Genomic DNA, 21092 nt, shown 5'->3' with positions numbered 1-21092 from the left:
TTTGTACAGTTTGAAGTCGGAAATTTAAGAAATAAAATAAAATATGGTGCGGAGCATCGTATAACACAGGAAGGTCGTGGATGACTACACTCAATTATACGGTAAAATTTCATAAAACCGTTTTGGTGAGTTTCATTGGTTTATGCTTAAGCCAATCTTGCTTCGCACTCGAAGAAATGTCTGATGAAAAGTTAAGTAATACCACAGGTGAAGGTATTGCCTTATTGCCTAGAGACACTTATATGGTTTTTCAGGGCGCTGGAGTTAACCAAACTCAAGATACTGTGCTTACAAATCGTAGTTTAGACACTGGCTATATCTATTATGTTCCTGTGGGACCATTGTCATCAATCGTTCAAGATACCAATAAAGATGGTGTTGTGAATGCTAGTGATCATTCAGTCGGCAAAGCTGATTTATATCTATATGGTTTGGCGTTGTCTAAAAATGCCAGCAATAATGCCAACCTTAGATTGGATGCTGGATCAACCAATGGCGTAGCGAACGCTGCGATTAAAAGCTGGGGAACTGCAACCAACCCTTGGATATTCAATGTAAAAACAGACCTCAATGTACCTGACTTTGGTGCAGGTGCGGGTTCTGTAACGTATTTAAATTTTGAAGCGCCGTTATATGAAAATTTATATTCATTTGCTGCTGATAAGAAAACAGTGACGACCAGTGCTTTTGTCAATGATGTTGGTGGGGAAGATGCATATAACCTTAAACTTGCATTTTGGGCAGATGGTTTTGTACGCGATCAAAGTAAGGCTGACAAAGATCCAAATCAATTTAATCTAGGCGAGGGGTTTAGTACCACTGCGACGGGGCGAGCAAACCGTATTCGCTTACAAGGTATCTTTAACGGTTTTGGATTAAATGGCAGTAAAATTCAATTATTCCAAACACTCGGTGGTGCTACAAATACGGGGGGTATGAGTGCTTTTTATAACAATACTTTAGGCTTGGCTGGTGTTATACGATTAAATAGTGGCGATGGTTCAAAATTATTGGGAACATCTACAGCAAACTCATGGACTGCTCCAGCGAATTTGATGAGCCATGTTTTTAGGATTAGCACTCAAGAATGTGGAGTTGGCAACTTGAATGGTTGTACTACTCCAGCAGCGCAAGACATCTTATCGACGCCAGCAATTAACGGTGGAACAGCACCGACTTTTTCAGATAAAGAAGGTATTTATATCTATAATTTGAATACCAATTTGGTGCTCGGTTCATTGTATCAGCCTTTGATTCTCGGATCTGATGGCACAAACTTTAGTATAGAGCTGGCTAGAATCCCAAATAAAGAATCAATTTATAAGAAGATCTATACAGATTATACAGGGGCAGATACTTCATATACAGGTTCTACTTGTAATGTCTATAACTGTGGCGCAAGTTCAATAGCGGGTTATCAAGGCAGTTCGGCAACACACAGTAGTATTAGTATTGGTACTGTTTATAGTACTGATGCCGGAAAGACTTTACTTGCAGATAAATCTGCGGGTGCTGTGGGGGTTTCATTTAATCAATTAAATAATGCGACCAGTTCAAATGCACAGAATAACTTAGGATCTGCCTTGATTGATGGAATGCTGATTCAGCATATGAAAATAACCACCAAAGGCCTATAGGATAGGAAGAAATATAATGAAAAAAACAGTACTTCTTATTTTAACCAGTTTGGTGAGTTTTCATTTAGCAGCAATGGAGGCTTTAACTGATTCAGACATGCAGCAAGTCGAAGGGCAAGCTGGTGCCGATTTATCTTTAAAATTGGTACTGAACCAAATTAATGCAAGTGATTCATATTACACCACAAATAATGCCTATAAGTTTGATAATGGTACTGGCGGTATTTGTGAGAAATTACAATTTTGCCATTTGGCATTGTCTGTAAATAATCGCTATGTTGATGCAAATGGTCTAGCCAGTAGTACTGAAGGGAACAAGCTTTGGGTGGTCTTTAAAGGTGTACAAGGGACGATTAATATTCAGAAATTAGGTTTGGATGGTGTTGATTTGGTCTATAAAAATACCACCGCTATGCAGATGATCAAACCCTCAATTCAGTTATCTTTTGATGCGAATCAACCGATCCAAATTCGTAATTTTGGCTTCAACTCTCTTTCTATCGAAAAAGATGATTTCACCAGTAAGACCAATGCAGATGGCACAGTTACGGAAAGCGCATCGGGTGCAACGGAAAGCCAATATGGTTATTTAAAAGCTAATAAATATGTAGCAAAACCTCAAACAACGGGCGCTAATGGCTCTACCGCAAATAATTATGATGTCGGTCGAGAAACGGGCTTTATGGGTGTACAAATGAACGGTAATCTTGTTTTGCAGGGCAAGCTGATGATGTTTAGTTGTGATTCTACAATGAATAAGCGTTGCTAAAATAAATCTGAGGGTTTTGGAATGGACATCAAAAAACAACAACATGGGAAAAGATTTATTTTAAATACATTAGCTTTGAGCTTGTTGGCTATACACGCACCTGTTTATGCACTACAAGCTTTGGATGATAGTGATTTAAGAAACGTAAATGGTCAGGATGGCGTACATATAGAGGCAAGCTTAAAAGAAGCCAATATCAAAACATTATATTGGACTGATCAGGCGGGTCGCGCAGAAGCAGATGCAACCAGTCAAGCACTTGTTGCAACAGCAGATACGGTTAAAATACAACAGAGCAATACTTCTACAGATCCATTAAAAGCAGATATGAAGCTTAATATGGGGACAGTGGCTGGCAAAACTGGAGTGAATTTAGATTTATCACTCTCTCCTATGCTAATGACCGTCGATTCATTTCGTGTTTGTGATAGTGACCCAAGTGGAACACGTTGTAGTGCAAAACTGGGTAATTTAGCGGTACAAACGGCTTCAAATACCAGTATTGGGTTAAAAACAAGCAATGGGCTTTTAAGTAAAACAGATCAAGTTGAGCTGACTTTAGGGCTTCAAAATGCCAATATTTATTTAGGCCAAAGCAGTGCCACAAGTCAGTTAAATCAACTGATTTTAAAGAACTTTAACTTTAATTTTAAAGGAAAGGGTTTTGCGTTTATCGATGCGGCTGAAGGCTTTAAATTACAAACCAATTCTGGAAGTAATATCGCGGGTGCAAGTCAGGCACCAGATTCGAACTATGGTTATGTAGATTTAACCCGTGTGGTTGATCCTGCTTCATTAAAGGCGGGTTTTATAAACACAGGCAGTTATGGGAATGGGACTTCCACAACCAATGCAGGTTTAAATCTTGAAATTATGGTGAATAATAAGGGCATCAATCCTACATCGCTTTATGATGTTGATAGCTATAATACCCCAACAGGTGCAAAAGGGCTGATTCGTGTCGGTGCCAGTGGGCGTATGGTGAATGGTTCATTACAATTTCGTGGTGTACAAAATGCCAGTAGTTTAATTGGTTCTGCTGTTAATTCGAGTGGTACAGATACAGGGAAAGATATTGTTGGTGGTTCGGGTATTGCATTTCGTATGAAGACAGATTTCACCAAAGAAGGTGACACCATGCTTGCTGGTGGTGGAGATGCGACAACGCTGGAAATTGGTGGTGCAGGATTAAATAGTTACGGTTTTGAGTTTGGTAATTTAACTGGTTTACAAAAGGGAACACGTGCTTCTTTTGACACAGGAAATGTTTTTTTAAACCTTACCGATTCTAAGCAAGTTACGATACCTATAAACACAACCTTCCAAAATTCAAGTTTTGGTAATGGTCAAGCTTTAACCAATTCAAGTGATTATAAACAAGATATTTATACAAGCCTATCAGCAGGTAATCGTCCTTATGCTGTCGTTGCTTCAATTCGCGGTGGGGAATTCCAAGCCATCTCTAGACGAGGGCGATTTACCACTACTGCTGGTGTTGCTGCTGGTAATTTATTTACAGAGAATGGTCTAAATAATCAGTGGGGTTTGGCTTTACCCTTTTATAACTTGAATGCCAATTTAGCGATGTATGGCACAACAGTTGATGCAGATAAAGCCTATTACTATTCAGCAGATGGTACGAAAAGCAGTGTCGCAGCTACAGCGGGTACGCAAACCTCTAGACTCGGTTTTTCTTTAGGTTTAAGTACAGAGGGGGTAGATAAAAGTGGCACAAATAAGCTTGGCAATAAAACAACCTCGATTTTGGTGATTGATGGTGGTCAGGTAAAAAATGATGCAGGTGTACCTATTGCGGGTACCTCTAAAGACTATTATTTAGGTTTAAGAAACATCGATATGTTGCTGAAAGGCAATGGCAGTATCGGGGTGGAAAACGGAAGTTTAAATTTAAGTTTAAAAAATATGTTGGTGGTGATGGCAGCTGAAGTTGCGGCAGGTTATTTACCTGGAACAACCTATGCATCATGTGCGGGTGGTATTGCAACGGCAAGTGTTGCTTGTGGCAACAAGGGAGCATCTGATTCCAATAATTTTGCAAAAAGTGATGATGTACTGTTTGGTCTAAAACTTCGTTTTGGTGGTGATATGGATTTGTCGCTTATTCCAAATAGTGAAATTAAAGCGGATGGAACAGGTAATCGTTTAACTGTTGTGGGTGATTTAAAATTAGCAGCTACAAATAACACCATCCAGATTAGTGATCCTGTCAATGGTTCTATACTTGGTTTAGATAACTTGACCGGTGATATTCGCTTTAATAATGCTATTGTGCTCAGTAAAAACTCAACGAGTGGGACTGGTCAGGTTGGATTTAATGCAAGTTTACAATTTAATCCTACACAGTCAGTCGGTGGTGTATTTAGAGCGAGAGATTTAAACTTCTATCCTCCATCTATGAATGGTGCTTTAGTTTCAGGTGCACGCTTAGGTGAAATTGCGTTGACAGGAGGTCGGTTGAGCAGTGAATTCAACATTGTTCCACGGAATTAATGCGTTATTGGTCGGCTAGTGCTTTTGTTGTAAAGAATTTCTGATTAGACTGTGATGTGGTAGGCAGTATATAAATTTTCCTAAGGATTAGGATAATGAAAAAAAATAGAAACCTAGGATGTATATCATTATTGATACTGAGTCCAATTGCGCTGGCAATGGAACCTATGGATGATCAAAGTCTTTCCCAAACAACGGGGCAAGATGGGATAAATGTTGGTATAAATCTGAGTAAAGTTCAACTCAATCAAATTTCAATTATTGATCGTGACGGGTTAGGCTCAACTGTGAATGATGCAAATAAAGCATCGCTGGTTCTTGCTGGTAAAAGTGCTGGTACGGTTGCTGACCAAACTGTTGATATCACTTTTCTAGGCGCTTCAAATACCCCAACGATGAACATAGTCATGGATACCGATGGGGGCGCTACAGGTGGAGCAAGTGGTAAACCTTTTGCCAATATCGGAATGAGCTTTGCAAGTAATATTACCGGGATTAAAGTTTCACCGTTTGCACTTTACTTGGCTGGAGCGAATTCATCTTCAGGACCTGCAGGGTATCAATCTATTTTTACAGGAACCAGTGAAAAATCCGATGTCATTAAATTTTTAAAAATGGACAATGGTTTTGATATCAACTTTGCCGCAGCCAAACCAACCATTAATTTACAGTTAGGTAATGCACCTCAAGGACGTATGATTGCTTTTGGTGGTGCAATTCAATCGATTTGTGGTGCGGGATCAGGCTGTGCTATTGCACTTTTATCTGATGATAGCGATATTGGTGCAAATTTTAACTTCCAATTAACTGGAACGGATAAGGTCAATGGTTTTTCATTAAACGGTTTCTATGCTGGTGTTGAACAAACAGGTTTTGTCTTTGGTAATACGGGTGAATCGAGTAAGTTTGATCTGGGTATCAATCAGATGATTATGGGAACGAGTGGGGCAAGTGCGGCAGGGACTTTTAATGGTCTGCAAAATGGTTCGATGGGGAACTTTGGGGCAATCGGAACATCAGTTACAGATTTAAAAGTCAAAATTAATGGTCTGTAATGATGGTCTATAAAATACCAAAACATAAAAAACCCTATAAGTTGTGTAACTTATAGGGTTTAGTTTATTTCAGAGCTTTTTTAATGCGATTGAAAAATTATTTCACTAATTTAGCCAATAACTCATCTTTGCTTAAATTTACAGATTCGGCATCTGTGCGACCTTTATACTCAAAAGTACCTGCATCTAAGCCTTTTTCACCAATGACAATACGGTGAGGAATACCTGTTAGTTCCAAGTCAGAGAATTTAACACCAGGACGCTCATTACGATCATCCAGTAATACATCATAACCTGCGGCTTGTAATTCAGCATAAAGTGCTTCAGCTGCTTCAAGTGTACGTGGAGATTTTTGTGCATTCATTGGAACAATTGCAACTTCGAAAGGGGCAATTGCGGATGGCCAAATAATACCTTTTTCATCAAAGTTTTGTTCGATCGCAGAAGCAACTACACGGGTTACACCAATTCCATAACAGCCCATTGTCACAACTAATGGTTTGCCGTCATCACCCAAAACTTTACAGCCTAATGCTTCTGAGTATTTTGTGCCCAATTGGAAAATATGACCAACTTCAATACCACGTTTAATTAAAATCGTGCCTTGACCATCTGGAGATGGGTCACCTTCAACCACATTACGTAAATCAAAAACTTCTGTAAATGTTGCATCACGTTCCCAGTTGATACCAGTGGCATGTTTATCCACCTCATTGGCACCTGCAACAAAATCTGAAAGCACAGAGGCTGCACGGTCAACAATCACAGTTAAGCCTTTATCAACCAGTCCTTGTGGTCCGCAGAATCCTGCAGTTAAATCAAGAGCACTCAGTTGAGCATCTGTTGCAAATGTTAAAGGTGCAGCAATCAATGGGTGCTTTTCAGCTTTAATTTCATTGAGCTCATGGTCGCCACGTAGGAATAACGCGATTACAGGAACATGACCCTTTTCATCCGCAATACCTTGTACAAGTAAGGCTTTTACTGATTGCGCTGGATCTGTATTTAAAAATGCAGAAACGTCAGCAATGGTTTTTTGATTCGGAGTGTCTACAATTTTTAGATCTTGGGTGGGTGCTGCGCGCTCACCAGTCAATACTGCTTCAGCCATTTCAACATTGGCAGCATAGTCAGATTCGGTCGAGAAAGCGATATCGTCTTCACCACTTGATGCAAGTACGTGAAACTCATGTGAACCTGAACCACCAATTGAACCTGTATCTGCTTGAACAGGGCGGAAATTTAAACCTAAGCGGCTGAAAATTCGGCAATACGTGTCGTACATAACATCATAAGTTTCTTGTAATGACGCTTGATCGACATGAAAAGAATAAGCATCTTTCATGATAAATTCACGCGAGCGCATCACACCGAAACGTGGACGAATTTCATCACGGAATTTGGTTTGAATTTGATAAAAATTCATTGGAAGTTGTTTATAACTTTTTAATTCATTGCGAGCCAAATCTGTAATGACTTCTTCATGTGTTGGACCAAGAACAAAGTCATTGCTATGGCGGTCTTTAAAACGCAACAGTTCTGGGCCGTATTGTACATAACGACCAGATTCTTCCCATAGTGAAGCAGGTTGAGTCACGGGCATTAATGTTTCCAAAGAACCTGCACGATTCATTTCCTCACGAACAATCGCTTCAACTTTATTGAGCACACGTACACCCATCGGCAACCAAGTGTATAAACCTGAAGCCAATTTACGGATCATCCCCGCACGTAACATGAGCTGATGTGAAATGACTTCAGCATCGTTTGGGGTTTCTCTTAACGTTGCAAATAAAAAGCGACTCGCGCGCATGGAAACTGTCCTAAAATTTTTAGATTTAAAGAAAGGATTATACGATAAAAAAATACGATAAAAAAATAAGCTGAACATTTTTAATGATTGTTTAAATTGAAAACTTTATATTCTTATGTTAGTGGTGCGATCAGATCCCGATGTGAACTTGGAAATCATCTGATATCGTGAAAGGTTGTTTAAATCATTTATATTGTTTTGTTAAGTTTTTATCAATAATAGGCTCAAGAAATTTCGAATTAAAAGGGGGATTATTCAAGTTTTTTAAGGCGGTTAATAATATCATCATAGTAGGTTTGTGTCTTACGGTAGTTGTCTTGTAGGCTTCCAATATAATCCTTTGTTTTATCGATGTTTTCAGAATTGTATTTGATTCTATCTTTGAGTGTAACAGGAACAGAGTTACCTTTGCGGTAGTACTCCATTTCTTGTCTTTTAAGTATAATACGATCACTTTGAAGCTGTTTAAGTGTTTGGTTTTGTAAGGTTATTTGTTGTTTTATATTGCTTAAAAGCTCATTTCTTTTGTTAACTGCGACAGATGAGTTGCCATAGGCACGCTTTAAGCGCGCATCTTGTTCTAATTTACGCATTTCAGATGCGCGTGATGTCGACTGCTGTAAATCTTTCTCGACATTATAAGCATGATTACGTTTGATCACTTGCATGTTACGGTCAAGCGCTTCATAACCATTTTTTATGTGTGCTGGTGTGACTGAGGTGCTGATATTGGCCACCCCATTTTTATCATAATATCGATACCACACGGCTTTAGCTTGAGGTGTATCGGCATAGACCGATAAAGTGCAGATGAGTAAGCTGACTGAAAGAGCGGTATTGCATATTTTTTTTGTTTTTGACGCTATATTTTGGTAATAGATTATTCTATCCATTTAAAGTCTACCATCCCCAAAAAATCAATGTAAGTTATATGATTTTGAAACTATCTTTGCTCATTTTATGTGGTTACATAATTTTAATAAACAATTAACTTCTAAAAAAAAGCAGAATATTTTTTTTTATGTGAGCTTTACGGTGTTTTACTGTTTGAAGTGAGATTTCCGACAAGAAATGTTCATTGATAAAGTGAGTTAATATATGTTAAAAAAACATGATTAATTGTAAAAATAAATCTGTACAGCACAATTCATTCCAAGCTTACGGAAAGGGGCATTAAATGGACGATAAATTTCAAAATCTAAAAGTCATGGTGATCGATGATTCTAAAACCATTCGTCGTACTGCTGAAACATTATTACAAAGAGAAGGTTGTGAAGTTGTCACTGCTGTAGACGGTTTTGAAGCCTTATCTAAAATTGCTGAAGCAAATCCAGATATTGTTTTTGTCGACATCATGATGCCTCGTCTAGATGGCTATCAAACCTGCGCTTTGATTAAAAACTCCCAAAATTATCAAAATATTCCAGTCATCATGTTATCCAGTAAAGATGGCTTATTTGATCAAGCAAAAGGTCGTGTTGTCGGTTCAGATGAATATTTAACAAAACCATTTAGTAAAGATGAACTATTAAATGCTATTCGCAATCATGTGACTGCTTAACTGAACGGTTAATTTGGGGGAAATAATGACAAAAATTTTAATAGTTGATGATTCACCAACAGAAATGTTTAGATTTAAAGAAATTCTAGCTAAGCATGGATTTGAAGTGATTGAAGCAACCAATGGTGCAGATGGTATTACACTGGCGCAAGCTGAATTGCCGGATCTTGTGTTAATGGATGTTGTTATGCCTGGTGTGAATGGTTTCCAAGCGACTCGCCAGATCGCACGTGGTGCAGCCACCAAGCATATTCCAATTGTGATTGTAAGTACTAAAGATCAAGAAACCGACCGCGTTTGGGGAAAACGTCAAGGGGCTTGTGACTACTTAACCAAACCGATTGATGAGAATCAGCTGATCAGTACGATTAAGCAACATCTACAAGCAGGATAATGTATGGCAGCAAATGGATTTATCGAATTACTTCGATTGTCTAAGCGAGGAAATAAAAATTACGCTGACAATGAAAATGAAGTAAACCGATGGTCAGGCATTGCATTTGAAATGATGGGGCAATATTTTGTTGCGCCTTTGGGTGAGGTTTCAGAAGTTATTTATCCGCCAAAATACACACCCGTTCCCAATGTTCAGGGATGGGTGAGAGGTTTAGCGAATATTCGCGGACGGTTATTGTCAGTTTCTGATTTGGCTTTTTATTTAACGGGGCAAAGAAGCCAATTTCTACCTACTCAAAAAGTCTTATGTATTAGTCATAATGACCACTATGTTGGTCTGATCGTAGATCAGGTTTTGGGGATTCAACATTTTAATAAAAAAGGCTTTTTTTCTAAAAACAATCAATTAGAAGAAAACCTTCAAACCTATTGTCAGGGATATTTTCAGCAGCATAATCAGGCTTGGAATATATTCTTGTTTAGTCGTTTGTTAAATGATCCTCAATACATGAATGCATCAGAAAAATTTATAAACTAGCTTTGACGCCTAATGAGAGTTAAGCGAATCGGGAGAAGCTGAATGGGCTTTAAACTAAAGAAGAAAAATACAGGGGATACTGCTCAAAAAAGTAGTTCAGGCGTATTAACCAAAACCAAATCAAAAATTGATGAATTTGCTAAGTTGTTTGGGGAAAGCGACAAATCAAAGCCATTTATTCAAATGGCAATTGCCAGCATCATCGTTGCGATTATTTTGCTTTTGGTTCTATTCTATACAGTTCCTCGAAATAACGACTTAACTCGTAGCTTGGGTGAATTAAAACTTTTATCACAGACCTTATCACGTCAAGCAACTGAAGCCACCGCATCGGGTTCGAAAGACTCAATTGATGCTCTAGTTGCATCGCAAAAGAAATTTAAAGAAAACTTAGATGTCGTCAAAGATATTCATGCGTCTTCAAAACAAGTGGAAGGCGTTGAAAAAACTTGGAAACAAGTTTCTGCTGATATCGACATGATTGCGACACACCAAAAAATCATTAACCAGTTATATGACACCAACATTGCTGTTGCGGATGTGATCCCTGGCATGCAGGCTGAATATAACGCAATGGTTGACCAAATGGCACGTGACAACATGTCAAGTACTCAGGTTGTTATTGCGAAAAACCAAGTATTCCTTGCAGAACGTATTTTACGTTCTATTGGTTCAGTATTAAGTGGTTCGGATAATACCCGTGCTTCAGCAGACGACTTTAATGCGGATACTGAAACATTTGGTACGTATTTAAATGCACAACTCAATGGTAGTGCCGATTTAGGTGTAACACGTATTGATAAACCTGAACTACGTGAGTCTTTAGAAAGCATTAAAGCGGATTACAATGAAATTGTGCAATTGGCATCAACTTCTGTACTAAAGAACTCTGATCAGATTTTTAAAGTACGTCAGGCATCGTCAGACATCTTTGCTCAATCGGATAATTTATTAAAAGGTTTGGATCGACTTTCGATAAATACCGGTGTGGGTACGATTTTACCTGCATTGATTTTACTCCTTGCGCTCGGTGCATTCTTATTTGCTGTATTTAAACTACTCGGTTTACGTAGTGAGTCAGATAAAGTTCGTGTAACACGCTTACAAGACGAGTATGACCGTAACCAGAATGCGATTTTACGTTTACTTGATGAGATTGCCGATTTGGCAGATGGTGATTTAAGTTCGTATGCAACGGTATCGGAAGACTTCACTGGTGCAATTGCCGATTCGATTAACTTTGCGATTGACCAATTACGTGACCTAGTATCTCGAATTAATGACACTTCTCAAGAAGTTGCACAATATACGCAGAATACCCAACAGATTACTAACCAGTTAGCTGAAGCTTCTGAGCATCAGGCGCAAGAGATTGCAGGAGCATCAACAGCGATTAATGAAATTGCACAGTCGATTGACCACGTATCTGCAAATGCTGCTGAATCAGCAGAGGTAGCTCAGCGTTCCGTACAAATTGCATCAAATGGTGCAGATGTAGTAAACCGTTCAATCGAAGGTATGGATACGATTCGTGAGCAGATTCAAGAAACTTCTAAGCGTATTAAACGTTTGGGTGAGTCTTCTCAAGAGATTGGTAACATCGTATCGTTGATTAATGATATTGCCGACCAAACCAACATCTTGGCATTAAACGCAGCAATTCAGGCATCTATGGCCGGTGAAGCGGGTCGTGGTTTCGCCGTGGTTGCGGACGAGGTACAGCGTCTTGCTGAACGTTCAGCATCTGCAACCAAACAGATTGAAACACTGGTTAAAACCATTCAGACCGATACTAACGAAGCCGTAATTTCAATGGAACAAACCACCTCGGAAGTTGTGCGTGGTGCGAACCTTGCAAAAGATGCGGGTGTTGCCTTGGGTGAGATTCAAACAGTATCAAGTAACTTGGCTGGTTTGATTGAAAGTATTTCTGAGTCGGCGAAATTGCAGTCTGCTTCAGCAGGTCATATTGCAAATACGATGAATGTTGTACAAGAAATTACTTCACAAACCACTGGTGCAACATTTGATACAGCCCGTTCGGTTTCTGAATTGGCAAGTATGGCGGATTCATTACGTCAATCAGTTTCAGACTTTAAACTGCCTGACTAAAACGATTGATACTTTATATATGTGCAATATCGACTGTAACAAGTGGCTATTGCACAGAATGGAACGCCTTCTAAAGCCATTCAGCTTAACTGTATTTTGAAAGGTTTTAGTCCCAAAGACGGGAACTAACATAGAAGCCTGAGCTATGAAAGAAATATTAAAACATTTAGTGGAACACGTTACTTTACCTGAAGATGCGTATCTTGGTCAGGATGAGGAAATTTTAGAAATTTTTGTAGAAGAACTTGAAGAAATTTTTGAACAGCTACAAACCTCTCTTGATCGATGGCAACTCGACGAGTTTAAAGATACCGAATTGGTCAATATTCGCCGTTATTTTCATACGCTTAAGGGGTCTGGGCGTATGGTGGGGGCTAAACGTTCTGGTGAACTTGCTTGGACCGTTGAAGATACATTAAATCGTATTATTACGAAAAATCTGGAACTTACTTCCGAGATTCAACACTATGTACGTGCAGTATTTAATATTTATAAGTTCAAACTCTACGCAGAGTTTTTAAATCGAAAACCGCATCATTTAGATTTAGCACCTTTGGTGTATTTGGGGCAACGGCTACAACAGAAACAAAGCTTAGAACCTGCTTTAGATGAGTTATTGGCATTATCTAATACATTGGATAATGAAAATGTCATTACTGGTTTGGAGATTGGTGAAGATACTGTAACAGCAGAAGTAACCTCAGTGACCACTCCGCATGTGGTTGATCTCGTTGCAGATAGCTCTACAGATACGACTGAAGAAGAAGTGGCAGTTGAATCGACTGTTGCAGATGATAGTTTAACCTCTGAAACCTTGGAAATCTTTGTTGAAGAGTCAGAGGAGCATCTGGCGGCAATTAAAGAATTTTTGCACTTAGAAGAACATACGCCTGATCAATATAATCGCTTGATTCGTGCCTTGCATACTTTGCGTGGCAGTTCTTCAATGGCGCATGTCAATGAGGTCTTTGAAGCAAGTGGTAAGGTCGAGCATTTATTTAAAGTATTGGTTCAAGAAGATACCGAGTCCTCAAAAAATGAAAATGCTTTACTGACTTACTATGCTGAATTTGTCAGTGATTATCTCTATGTTTTAAAACTGAAAGGTAATCAAGCTGTTGAGCTACAAACCATTTATCAAAAATTTAATGATGCTTGGGAACGCTACGATTTCCAACACCAATATCAACATTCACAAACGGGTTTAGTCACACAATTGGTTGATCTTGAGATCGATCTATTACTTGATGCCGAGTTTGAGTTTGATAAGCGCGCCCAAGTTGAATATCCAGCATATTTCCAACAACTGGCTCAACAAGCGCAGATGTTGATAGATCATACCAATAATCGTGCTGCACAAGGCATTCATGATTTTAGTCTTGCTTTAAAAGATGGTTATGAACAAGTTATTCGCAAGCCTGATTTATTAAATACTGATTATGCTTTTGAAATGTTTTCTAAGGCCCATCAGGAATTTATTCATTTATTCGATACTTTGGCCTCAGGACAAAGAGTCAGCCTAAATGAATCAACACAAGCGATTTTGGCTGAGTTACATGACTATTTACACCAAGAAATTGACACTGGTGTTGCTGGTCAAATTGTTGAAACAAGGACTGCGCTTGATACTGAACAGCAGCCAGATACAGTCTCAATTTCAGCAAACCCTGTTGAATCTGTAGGGAACTATGTACTGACGCAAATTAATCTGGATAAACAGAATATTGACTCAGAACATAGTCAACGTGAATTTGATGCTGATGTTCTCGACATTTTTATTGAAGAAGCCGACGAATTGTTGGTTGGAATGGACCATGACTTAAATACTTGGTCAAGCCATCCTGATGACACAACCGCGTTAAACAATTTGATGCGTTATTTGCATACCTTAAAAGGTGGTGCAAATATGGTGCAAGCCACCCATATTGGTTTGATTGCGCATGAGTTGGAAACCATTTATGAACGCGTGATTAAAGGTCAACTCAAAGCAGAACCACACATTATTCAAGCGATTCGTTTAATTCAAGATGATGTGGCAGATCGTATTCAATTGATCCGTGAAAAATCAATTGATTATCCAGCTACTCATATTCTCAGTGTTTTACACAATATTGATCAGCAAGGTCCGATTGAAGCTGTTCAAGCATCAACTGCGGTTGAGCCACAATTTAGTCATGATGCAGTAGATTTGCATGAACTTGAATATGTTGCAGATGATATCGTTTTAGCGATTGATCAAACTCCAGAACTGCTTGAAACTGAACCGTTGGATCAAGATCAACAACCTGCAATTGATGATGCTCAATTGTTTATAGATGCAAATCAAGATGCAGGTTTAGATCCTGTTGAAGTTGTTGCTCGAGAAACCTTTATTGAAGAAGCACGAGAGCTGATTGATGATGGTTTGAGCATTTTATCTCAATGGTTTGATCAGCGTAGCAACCGTAGTTTCCTACTCCAATTACAACGTATTGCACACAGCTTAAAAGGCGGTGCAAAAATGGTGAAATTGGAAGAAGTGGCTGATATTGCATATGAATTAGAAAATGCATTTGAGCAATTTGGTTTACATAATTTTAACTCGAATGTTTATGATGGTTTATTGGAAAAAACATTTCATTGGCTAGATGCTGCAATCTTTAAACATCACTATGATAATTTTGAAGGCTTAAAATCGAGCTTACATAGTATTGAATATGTTGATGTATCCGCACAGCTTCCAGAAAAACTATCTCGAACAAACTTAATCTTTGAGCAATCGATCAGTGAGTTTGTTCAGGGGGATGGTACAGAGCCACCGTCAATGTTGGGTGAATGGGATCTGTCACAAAAAACTGAATCTAACAATGAGATGATTCGTATCTCTGCCGATTTGGTTGAAAAAATGATCGACCTTTCTGGTGAAAACGCGATCAACCGTTCACGTATTGAGATGGATTTAGGGCAGTTAGGGAATACCTTGACTGATATGGAGTTGGCTATTCAACGTTTGGCGGATCAGCTACGCCGTATGGAAGGCGAGTTAGAAAGCCAAATTATTGCAAAACATGGTGATTTAAGCGCTCGCTATGCTGATTTTGACCCTTTAGAAATGGACCAATATTCATCTCTAAACCAGTTATCAAAATCGTTGGCTGAATCCGCATCTGACTTGGTTGATTTTAAAACCACGTTGGCTGAAAAGATTCGTGATACTGAAGGTTTATTGCTTCAGCAATCTCGTATTCAAGCTGAAATTCAGGAAAGCTTGATGCGTACTCGTCTGGTACCATTCTCAAGACTGTTGCCTCGATTACAGCGCTTGGTTCGCCAGACCTCTTCAACTGTGAATAAACCCACTGAACTTTTAGTCAATAATACTGAAGGGGAGTTGGATCGTAATATTCTGGAAAAATTAGTTTCACCGTTAGAGCATATGTTGCGGAATGCGATTGACCACGGGATTGAAGATGCGGAACAGCGTCAGAAGTCGGGCAAAGCGTTGACTGGTCGAATTGATTTGAATATTAGTCGTCAAGGTACGGATGTACTTGTCTCGTTTAAAGATGATGGTAAAGGAATTGATCCAAAAGTTATTCGTGATAAAGCAATCGAAAAAGGCTTGATCAAAACAGATCAACAGTTAGAGCCAGAGGAAATCCTACAGTTTATTTTCCATCCAGGTTTTAGTACAGCGCAACAAGTGACACAAATCTCTGGTCGTGGTGTTGGCTTGGATGTTGTGCAAAGTGAAATTAAATCACTTGGTGGACAAGTGAGTGTCAGTTCTGAGTTGGGGCATGGTTCAACCTTTACGATTACCGTACCTACAACAGTTGCGGTCAGCGATGCCTTGATGGTGAAAGTCGGTGATCAGCAATTTGCAGTCCCATTATCGCAAATTGATCGTATTGTTCGAATTTCACCAGCTGCTTTGGAAGAATATTTTGAAACTCAAAATGACTATTTTGATATCGATTTCCAAAGCTATAAGCTACGTTATTTGGGTGAGTTTACCTCGAATCAAGTCACTCCACGGTTACATGGGCTTGCACATTCATTACCAGTGTTGTTGATCAAGGGAAGTTTGGGGCAATCGATTGCCATTCTGGTTGATCAGTTAATTGGTTCACGTTCACAAATTGTGGTTAAACCGATTGGTAAGCAGTTTGCTACCATCAATGCAATTGCGGGTGCAACTATTCTGGGTGATGGTCAGGTGTGTTTGATTCTGGATGGGCAAAATATTGCACGACAAGTTCAAGCATCTACTCGTGGTAGTGCAGAACATCTTCAACATGATAAACAACGTCATCGTGATCAACGCCGTTTGATTATGATTGTGGATGACTCAGTTACCGTTCGTAAGGTCACTTCACGTTTGCTTGAACGCCAAGGTTTCGATGTGATTACTGCGAAAGATGGTGTGGATGCGATTGAGCAACTTGAAAATGTCAAACCAGACTTAATGTTACTGGATATTGAAATGCCACGAATGGATGGTTTTGAAGTCACCAACTTGGTTCGCCATCACGAAATTCACCGCGATTTGCCAATCATCATGATTACGTCACGAACAGGTGAAAAACATCGTGAACGGGCATTTAGCTTAGGTGTGACAAATTATATGGGTAAACCATTCCAAGAAGCTGATTTATTGGAAAATATTGAAGCTTTGTTGACGGTTAAATAGGAACGCTCATGACAAAGAATATTGAAAAATCTGCAATTGATAAAATTAGCACACGGGAATTACAGCATTTAATTACGGTGTCTACTGGGTTTATTGATGCATATATTATTGATTGTTATGATAAAGCACCAATGTTATTACCCCAAAATGTGGTGCTTTCTGCTCAGAATAGTCCAACCTATGTCAATGTCGTGGAATGGCATGAAAAGAAGTTGCCGACATTTAGTGTCAGTGATCCTAAAAAGACCTTGGGTGTCGCACTGATCATTGAAGGGGAGGATGCAGACGAGCGTTTTGCCTTGATGTGCAATGAAATGCCAAGTTCGATACGGCTACGGATTTCAGAAGTGGTCGACGCAGAGGATAGCATCAAAGATAAGACGATTTTACAATATGTGAAAATTGGCGATAAGACTTATCATGTGCCGGATTTGGATCAAATCCAATTACAGATTGGAATAAAGAAGACTTGATCTGTAATGCTTTCAAAACTTATCTGTAAAAAAGGACGCAAATGCGTCCTTTTTTACTCAGTGAGAATCGCTCAGCTTAAGCGAGTAATTCGACTAAGATTTGTTCGTAGATTTCAGCCAAAGGCTCTAATTCAGCAATATTCACATGTTCATTAATTTGATGAATCGTTGCGTTTAAAACACCTAACTCAAGCACTTGAGCGCCTGTCGGTGCAATAAAACGACCATCAGAAGTCCCACCACTGGTTGAAAGCTCAGTCTCTGTTCCTGTCACATTTTTAATTGCAGTTCGTGCAGCATTGACCAATTCACCGACTGGGGTTAAGAAGGGCAAACCTGATAACGTCCACTCAATATCATAATCAATATGGTGGCGATCTAAAATCTCAAGAACACGTAATTTGAGTTGATCTGCAGTCACTTCAGTTGAGTAACGGAAGTTAAAGGTAACGGTCATCGTGCCGGGTACAACATTGGTTGCACCTGTACCTGCTTGAATATTGGAAACTTGGAATGAAGTCGCAGGAAAGTATTCATTGCCATTGTCCCATACCGTATCACAGAGTTCAGCTAAGGCTTTTGACGCGGTATGAATGGGATTGATGGCTAAATGTGGGTAGGCAACATGGCCTTGTTTCCCTTTTACCGTTAACACTGCATTTAATGATCCACGACGGCCATTTTTTACGATATCGCCCAGCGTATCTGTACTTGAAGGCTCACCGACAAGACACCATGTCATTTTTTCATTACGTGCTTCTAAGGTTTCGACAACTTTAACCGTACCATTGATAGAAGGGCCTTCTTCATCAGAGGTGATTAAAAAAGCAATAGAACCTTTATGGTTGGGATGATTCTTTACAAAACGTTCAGATGCAACCACCATTGCAGCCAATGCTGTTTTCATATCAGCACTGCCACGACCATAGAGTTTGCCATCACGAATTTCAGGTAGGAATGGATCAGACTCCCATGCATCTAGATGACCTGTAGGCACAACATCGGTATGACCTGCAAAACAGAAAACTGGAGATGCCGTTCCGCGTCTTGCCCAAAGATTATCAACATCTTCAAAACGCATATTTTCAATATTAAAGCCAATAGCAGACAGACGATCTGCCATGATGGTTTGGCAGGTATGGTCTATAGGTGTCACAGAAGGCTGGCGAAGAAGTTGTAAACTCAGTTCTAAGGTATCCGAATGATTCATGGACATTGATCAAGTAAGTAAATTGAACAATATAATAGAGGAAGATAAAACCGAATGAAAACCTTAAAGCTTGAGAAAGGATAAAACTATTTAAATTGGCATTAAAAAAGCCTTATCTATTGAGATAAGGCTCATGTTGTAGAATGAAGTTGATACTTACAATTTATTTTCAACTTTTTCTGCAGAATTCGTAACAGCATCCCCCGCTTTAGATACATCCTTACCAACACCTTTAAATGTGTTGCAACCAGCTAAAACAAAAGCGAATAACATTGAAACTGCTAAAATTTTTTTCATTACTATCTCCGTGTTTCACGCGTTAATTAGAATTTTAGTATACGAGCATCGGGTTAATATATCGTTATGTTTTTATGAGTGGATTGGTTAATCCGTGTATAAGAAACGTGAATAATTAAGCATTTATGTCAAAGAAAAGCGCCAGAGGAGCTTGGCGGTACATATAAAATTGCAGGCTATTTTTATCATGATATAAACCATTACACCAAAATTGGGCAGCAACTGAGCTTTGTTTTAGATCTGGGCAAATCCATTCATGCCGTTGTAGACGGTAAAAATCTTTTGCAATGTGATGTCCCCATTGACCCAATCGACGTTGCGTGTTGATCCAAGAGGGCGGTGCAACATCGTCTTTATTGTCAGGCAGATAAAGCTGTCCTTTCATCACAGCCAGTTTCTTTTCAATTTTAAGATCTAAAGCCTGGGTAAATTGAAATTGTTTTTCTGAGAAATGATTTAGTTTTCGTAAAAGGGTGTCGCTACGATTTAGACCATACCAATGCTTTAAGTGTAAGTTTGATTCGCCTAAATAGTACTTTAAAGCAACTTCCCAATGCTCTATCTGTTTTGTGGCCTGATTACGAACAAGGAAATCAATTTCGCCTAATGTATTCTTTGCTTCAATGATTTGGATACTATGCTGAATCAGTTGATAGTGTTGATTGGCTTCATCTTGTAACCAGAACCAAAATAAATATTCAAAACGTAAACCTAAACGTGTGCTTTTAAGCTGTTGTACAAATTCAATGAGTGGGGTGGGGTCGTGATCGAGTTGATCTAAGCGTGTTTGAAAATCTATATATTGTTGTTGCCAAAACGCCGTGTCGTGTAGTTCAAAACGATTTTTAATTTCTAATTCATCAGGCAGATGCTGAATAATATTGGGACTGGCAATGCAAAAAGCCAATTGACGAACAATCGGGTGTTTGTACTTTAACCAAGGCTCAAAGTAGTCTGTCATTGTATGCTGTCCTAAGCTGAGGACTCACTCAGTTTATTTTTAAAGAAAAGGTCTTTAGTGTGTTGAGATTCAAGCAAATAAGTGGATATACATGCAAGCTCAATTTGGTAGTATTGGAAATGATGAACACCGTGATTTTAAAATACAATGATTCCAATTGATTTAAAATATACTGGCAAAATCATTTGGGCGGTATACTAGTCGAATGGGCAGATTGAGTTAATCTATGAAAGTTTTGTTTTGGCGAACATTGGTGATTGTTTTTATTGTACTCGGGTTTATTGGGGCAATATTACCGGGAATGCCAACGACAGTTTTCCTCATCTTGGCCGCTTGGGCGGCATCAAAAGGTTGGCCACAGGTGGATGCTTGGTTACTCAATCATCCAAAATATGGTGCAACGCTTCGTGCATGGCGTGAAAATGGGACTGTGCCACGTAAAGCAAAGTGGATCGCCAGTATTATGATGTTGATCAGTGGGGTGATCATGTTATTCACCAATGCGCCACTGGCTGTGAAAATTTTTACCGATGTGACCATGTTAATTGTGGCTATCTGGCTTTGGTTGCGCCCTGAACCAAAACCTATTGTAAAAACTTTGAATGAAGTGGATAAATCCGAATAGCTTTTATTTGATATGTTTGATCATTCAGTACTGAATATTTTATTAAGTTTATAGCAAATAGATAATAGGGTTAAAATATTGATTAAATGATCTACTCAATTTAATTAAAATATGGGTTTAAATATTTTATAAATAGATAAATAATAAACAAAAAACACCAATTTAAACTAAAATGATCTATTTTTTAATCACTCAAACCTAAAATAGGTAAAACATCGAGAAAAGCGTTTGACACTCAGTAAAGATTCTCTATAATGCACCTCACAAACGATGAAGTCGTTAGGGCGCTTAGCTCAGTTGGTAGAGCGTCTGCCTTACAAGCAGAATGTCGGCGGTTCGATCCCGTCAGCGCCCACCAAGCTTTAACGTTGAATTTTTAGTGCAGCGGTAGTTCAGTTGGTTAGAATATCGGCCTGTCACGCCGAGGGTCGCGGGTTCGAGTCCCGTCCGCTGCGCCACTTC

Annotated in this window: 16 protein-coding genes and 2 tRNA genes; 13 read left to right on the top strand and 5 right to left on the bottom strand. The window is 39.0% G+C overall.

Going from position 1 to position 21092, the window contains the following annotated elements; genetic code table 11:
* Positions 1-80 precede the first annotated feature (80 nt).
* The 4 genes from AC07WY_RS18095 (at position 81) to AC07WY_RS18080 (ending at position 5972) form a co-directional block, all read left to right on the top strand.
* A complete protein-coding gene (locus AC07WY_RS18095) occupies positions 81-1637 on the top strand; it encodes a hypothetical protein (RefSeq protein WP_419336620.1) in 1557 nt (518 codons plus the stop codon).
* A gap of 16 nt (positions 1638-1653) precedes the next feature.
* Complete coding sequence (locus AC07WY_RS18090) at positions 1654-2406, top strand: DUF6160 family protein (RefSeq protein WP_262086857.1); 753 nt, start codon at positions 1654-1656, stop codon at positions 2404-2406.
* Between the two features lie 21 nt (positions 2407-2427).
* Positions 2428-4917: a DUF6160 family protein gene (locus AC07WY_RS18085; RefSeq protein WP_494736872.1), complete on the top strand. Its 2490-nt coding sequence runs from the start codon at positions 2428-2430 to the stop codon at positions 4915-4917.
* 95 nt (positions 4918-5012) lie between these two features.
* Positions 5013-5972 (top strand): DUF6160 family protein, encoded by a 960-nt coding sequence (locus AC07WY_RS18080; RefSeq protein WP_419336616.1) that lies wholly within the window; start codon positions 5013-5015, stop codon positions 5970-5972.
* A gap of 97 nt (positions 5973-6069) precedes the next feature.
* Here AC07WY_RS18080 and AC07WY_RS18075 read toward each other — a convergent pair whose 3' ends face one another.
* Both AC07WY_RS18075 and AC07WY_RS18070 read right to left on the bottom strand, forming a co-directional pair.
* A complete protein-coding gene (locus AC07WY_RS18075) occupies positions 6070-7785 on the bottom strand; it encodes a proline--tRNA ligase (protein WP_262086854.1) in 1716 nt (571 codons plus the stop codon).
* 251 nt (positions 7786-8036) lie between these two features.
* The gene (locus tag AC07WY_RS18070; RefSeq protein WP_262086853.1) at positions 8037-8678 is read right to left on the bottom strand and encodes a hypothetical protein; all 642 of its coding nucleotides are present in this window, start codon (positions 8676-8678) and stop codon (positions 8037-8039) included.
* A 284-nt stretch (positions 8679-8962) separates the two neighbouring features.
* On the opposite strand from AC07WY_RS18070, the gene pilG reads away from it, so the two are divergent.
* The 6 genes from pilG (at position 8963) to AC07WY_RS18040 (ending at position 17537) form a co-directional block, all read left to right on the top strand.
* Positions 8963-9346, top strand: a complete 384-nt coding sequence (gene pilG, locus AC07WY_RS18065; protein ID WP_004723803.1) for a twitching motility response regulator PilG — start codon at positions 8963-8965, stop codon at positions 9344-9346.
* Positions 9347-9371: 25 nt separating this feature from the next.
* Entirely contained in the window at positions 9372-9740 is a 369-nt protein-coding gene (locus AC07WY_RS18060; protein WP_004723801.1) for a response regulator, read from the top strand.
* Positions 9741-9743: 3 nt separating this feature from the next.
* On the top strand, positions 9744-10280 hold the full coding sequence (locus AC07WY_RS18055) for a chemotaxis protein CheW (RefSeq protein WP_004723799.1): 537 nt from the start codon (positions 9744-9746) through the stop codon (positions 10278-10280).
* Positions 10281-10322: 42 nt separating this feature from the next.
* Positions 10323-12392 (top strand): methyl-accepting chemotaxis protein, encoded by a 2070-nt coding sequence (locus AC07WY_RS18050; RefSeq protein ID WP_494736871.1) that lies wholly within the window; start codon positions 10323-10325, stop codon positions 12390-12392.
* 145 nt (positions 12393-12537) lie between these two features.
* A complete protein-coding gene (locus tag AC07WY_RS18045) occupies positions 12538-17064 on the top strand; it encodes a hybrid sensor histidine kinase/response regulator (protein ID WP_494736870.1) in 4527 nt (1508 codons plus the stop codon).
* An 8-nt stretch (positions 17065-17072) separates the two neighbouring features.
* On the top strand, positions 17073-17537 hold the full coding sequence (locus tag AC07WY_RS18040; protein WP_004723795.1) for a hypothetical protein: 465 nt from the start codon (positions 17073-17075) through the stop codon (positions 17535-17537).
* A gap of 76 nt (positions 17538-17613) precedes the next feature.
* Here the strand turns inward: AC07WY_RS18040 and dapE are convergent, their stop codons facing one another.
* The 3 genes from dapE to AC07WY_RS18025 form a co-directional block, all read right to left on the bottom strand.
* Positions 17614-18747, bottom strand: coding sequence for a succinyl-diaminopimelate desuccinylase (dapE, locus tag AC07WY_RS18035; protein WP_419336611.1), 1134 nt, complete (start codon positions 18745-18747; stop codon positions 17614-17616).
* A gap of 156 nt (positions 18748-18903) precedes the next feature.
* Positions 18904-19044 (bottom strand): entericidin A/B family lipoprotein, encoded by a 141-nt coding sequence (locus AC07WY_RS18030; RefSeq protein WP_004723791.1) that lies wholly within the window; start codon positions 19042-19044, stop codon positions 18904-18906.
* 115 nt (positions 19045-19159) lie between these two features.
* Positions 19160-20005, bottom strand: coding sequence for a DUF1853 family protein (locus AC07WY_RS18025; protein ID WP_494736869.1), 846 nt, complete (start codon positions 20003-20005; stop codon positions 19160-19162).
* Between the two features lie 226 nt (positions 20006-20231).
* On the opposite strand from AC07WY_RS18025, the gene AC07WY_RS18020 reads away from it, so the two are divergent.
* The 3 genes from AC07WY_RS18020 to AC07WY_RS18010 all read left to right on the top strand — a co-directional run bounded on the left by AC07WY_RS18020 (position 20232) and on the right by AC07WY_RS18010 (position 21088).
* Entirely contained in the window at positions 20232-20630 is a 399-nt protein-coding gene (locus AC07WY_RS18020; protein ID WP_419336607.1) for a YbaN family protein, read from the top strand.
* A 282-nt stretch (positions 20631-20912) separates the two neighbouring features.
* Positions 20913-20988, top strand: a tRNA-Val gene (locus AC07WY_RS18015).
* 23 nt (positions 20989-21011) lie between these two features.
* A tRNA-Asp gene (locus AC07WY_RS18010) sits at positions 21012-21088 on the top strand.
* The last annotated feature ends 4 nt before the right edge of the window (positions 21089-21092 follow it).

It is taken from the genome of Acinetobacter sp. GW821-FHT01C12, assembly GCF_059422625.1.
The sequence above is the reverse complement of the archived record's forward strand: the minus strand, read 5'-3'. Positions and strand labels throughout refer to the sequence as shown.

Bases quoted from the DNA above. Each gene is read 5' to 3' on its own strand.
- AC07WY_RS18095 (WP_419336620.1), top strand. From the start codon at position 81: ATGACTACACTCAATTATACGGTAAAATTTCATAAAACCGTTTTGGTG.
- AC07WY_RS18090 (WP_262086857.1), top strand. From the start codon at position 1,654: ATGAAAAAAACAGTACTTCTTATTTTAACCAGTTTGGTGAGTTTTCAT.
- AC07WY_RS18085 (WP_494736872.1), top strand. From the start codon at position 2,428: ATGGACATCAAAAAACAACAACATGGGAAAAGATTTATTTTAAATACA.
- AC07WY_RS18080 (WP_419336616.1), top strand. From the start codon at position 5,013: ATGAAAAAAAATAGAAACCTAGGATGTATATCATTATTGATACTGAGT.
- AC07WY_RS18075 (WP_262086854.1), bottom strand. From the start codon at position 7,785: ATGCGCGCGAGTCGCTTTTTATTTGCAACGTTAAGAGAAACCCCAAAC.
- AC07WY_RS18070 (WP_262086853.1), bottom strand. From the start codon at position 8,678: ATGGATAGAATAATCTATTACCAAAATATAGCGTCAAAAACAAAAAAA.
- pilG (WP_004723803.1), top strand. From the start codon at position 8,963: ATGGACGATAAATTTCAAAATCTAAAAGTCATGGTGATCGATGATTCT.
- AC07WY_RS18060 (WP_004723801.1), top strand. From the start codon at position 9,372: ATGACAAAAATTTTAATAGTTGATGATTCACCAACAGAAATGTTTAGA.
- AC07WY_RS18055 (WP_004723799.1), top strand. From the start codon at position 9,744: ATGGCAGCAAATGGATTTATCGAATTACTTCGATTGTCTAAGCGAGGA.
- AC07WY_RS18050 (WP_494736871.1), top strand. From the start codon at position 10,323: ATGGGCTTTAAACTAAAGAAGAAAAATACAGGGGATACTGCTCAAAAA.
- AC07WY_RS18045 (WP_494736870.1), top strand. From the start codon at position 12,538: ATGAAAGAAATATTAAAACATTTAGTGGAACACGTTACTTTACCTGAA.
- AC07WY_RS18040 (WP_004723795.1), top strand. From the start codon at position 17,073: ATGACAAAGAATATTGAAAAATCTGCAATTGATAAAATTAGCACACGG.
- dapE (WP_419336611.1), bottom strand. From the start codon at position 18,747: ATGAATCATTCGGATACCTTAGAACTGAGTTTACAACTTCTTCGCCAG.
- AC07WY_RS18030 (WP_004723791.1), bottom strand. From the start codon at position 19,044: ATGAAAAAAATTTTAGCAGTTTCAATGTTATTCGCTTTTGTTTTAGCT.
- AC07WY_RS18025 (WP_494736869.1), bottom strand. From the start codon at position 20,005: ATGACAGACTACTTTGAGCCTTGGTTAAAGTACAAACACCCGATTGTT.
- AC07WY_RS18020 (WP_419336607.1), top strand. From the start codon at position 20,232: ATGAAAGTTTTGTTTTGGCGAACATTGGTGATTGTTTTTATTGTACTC.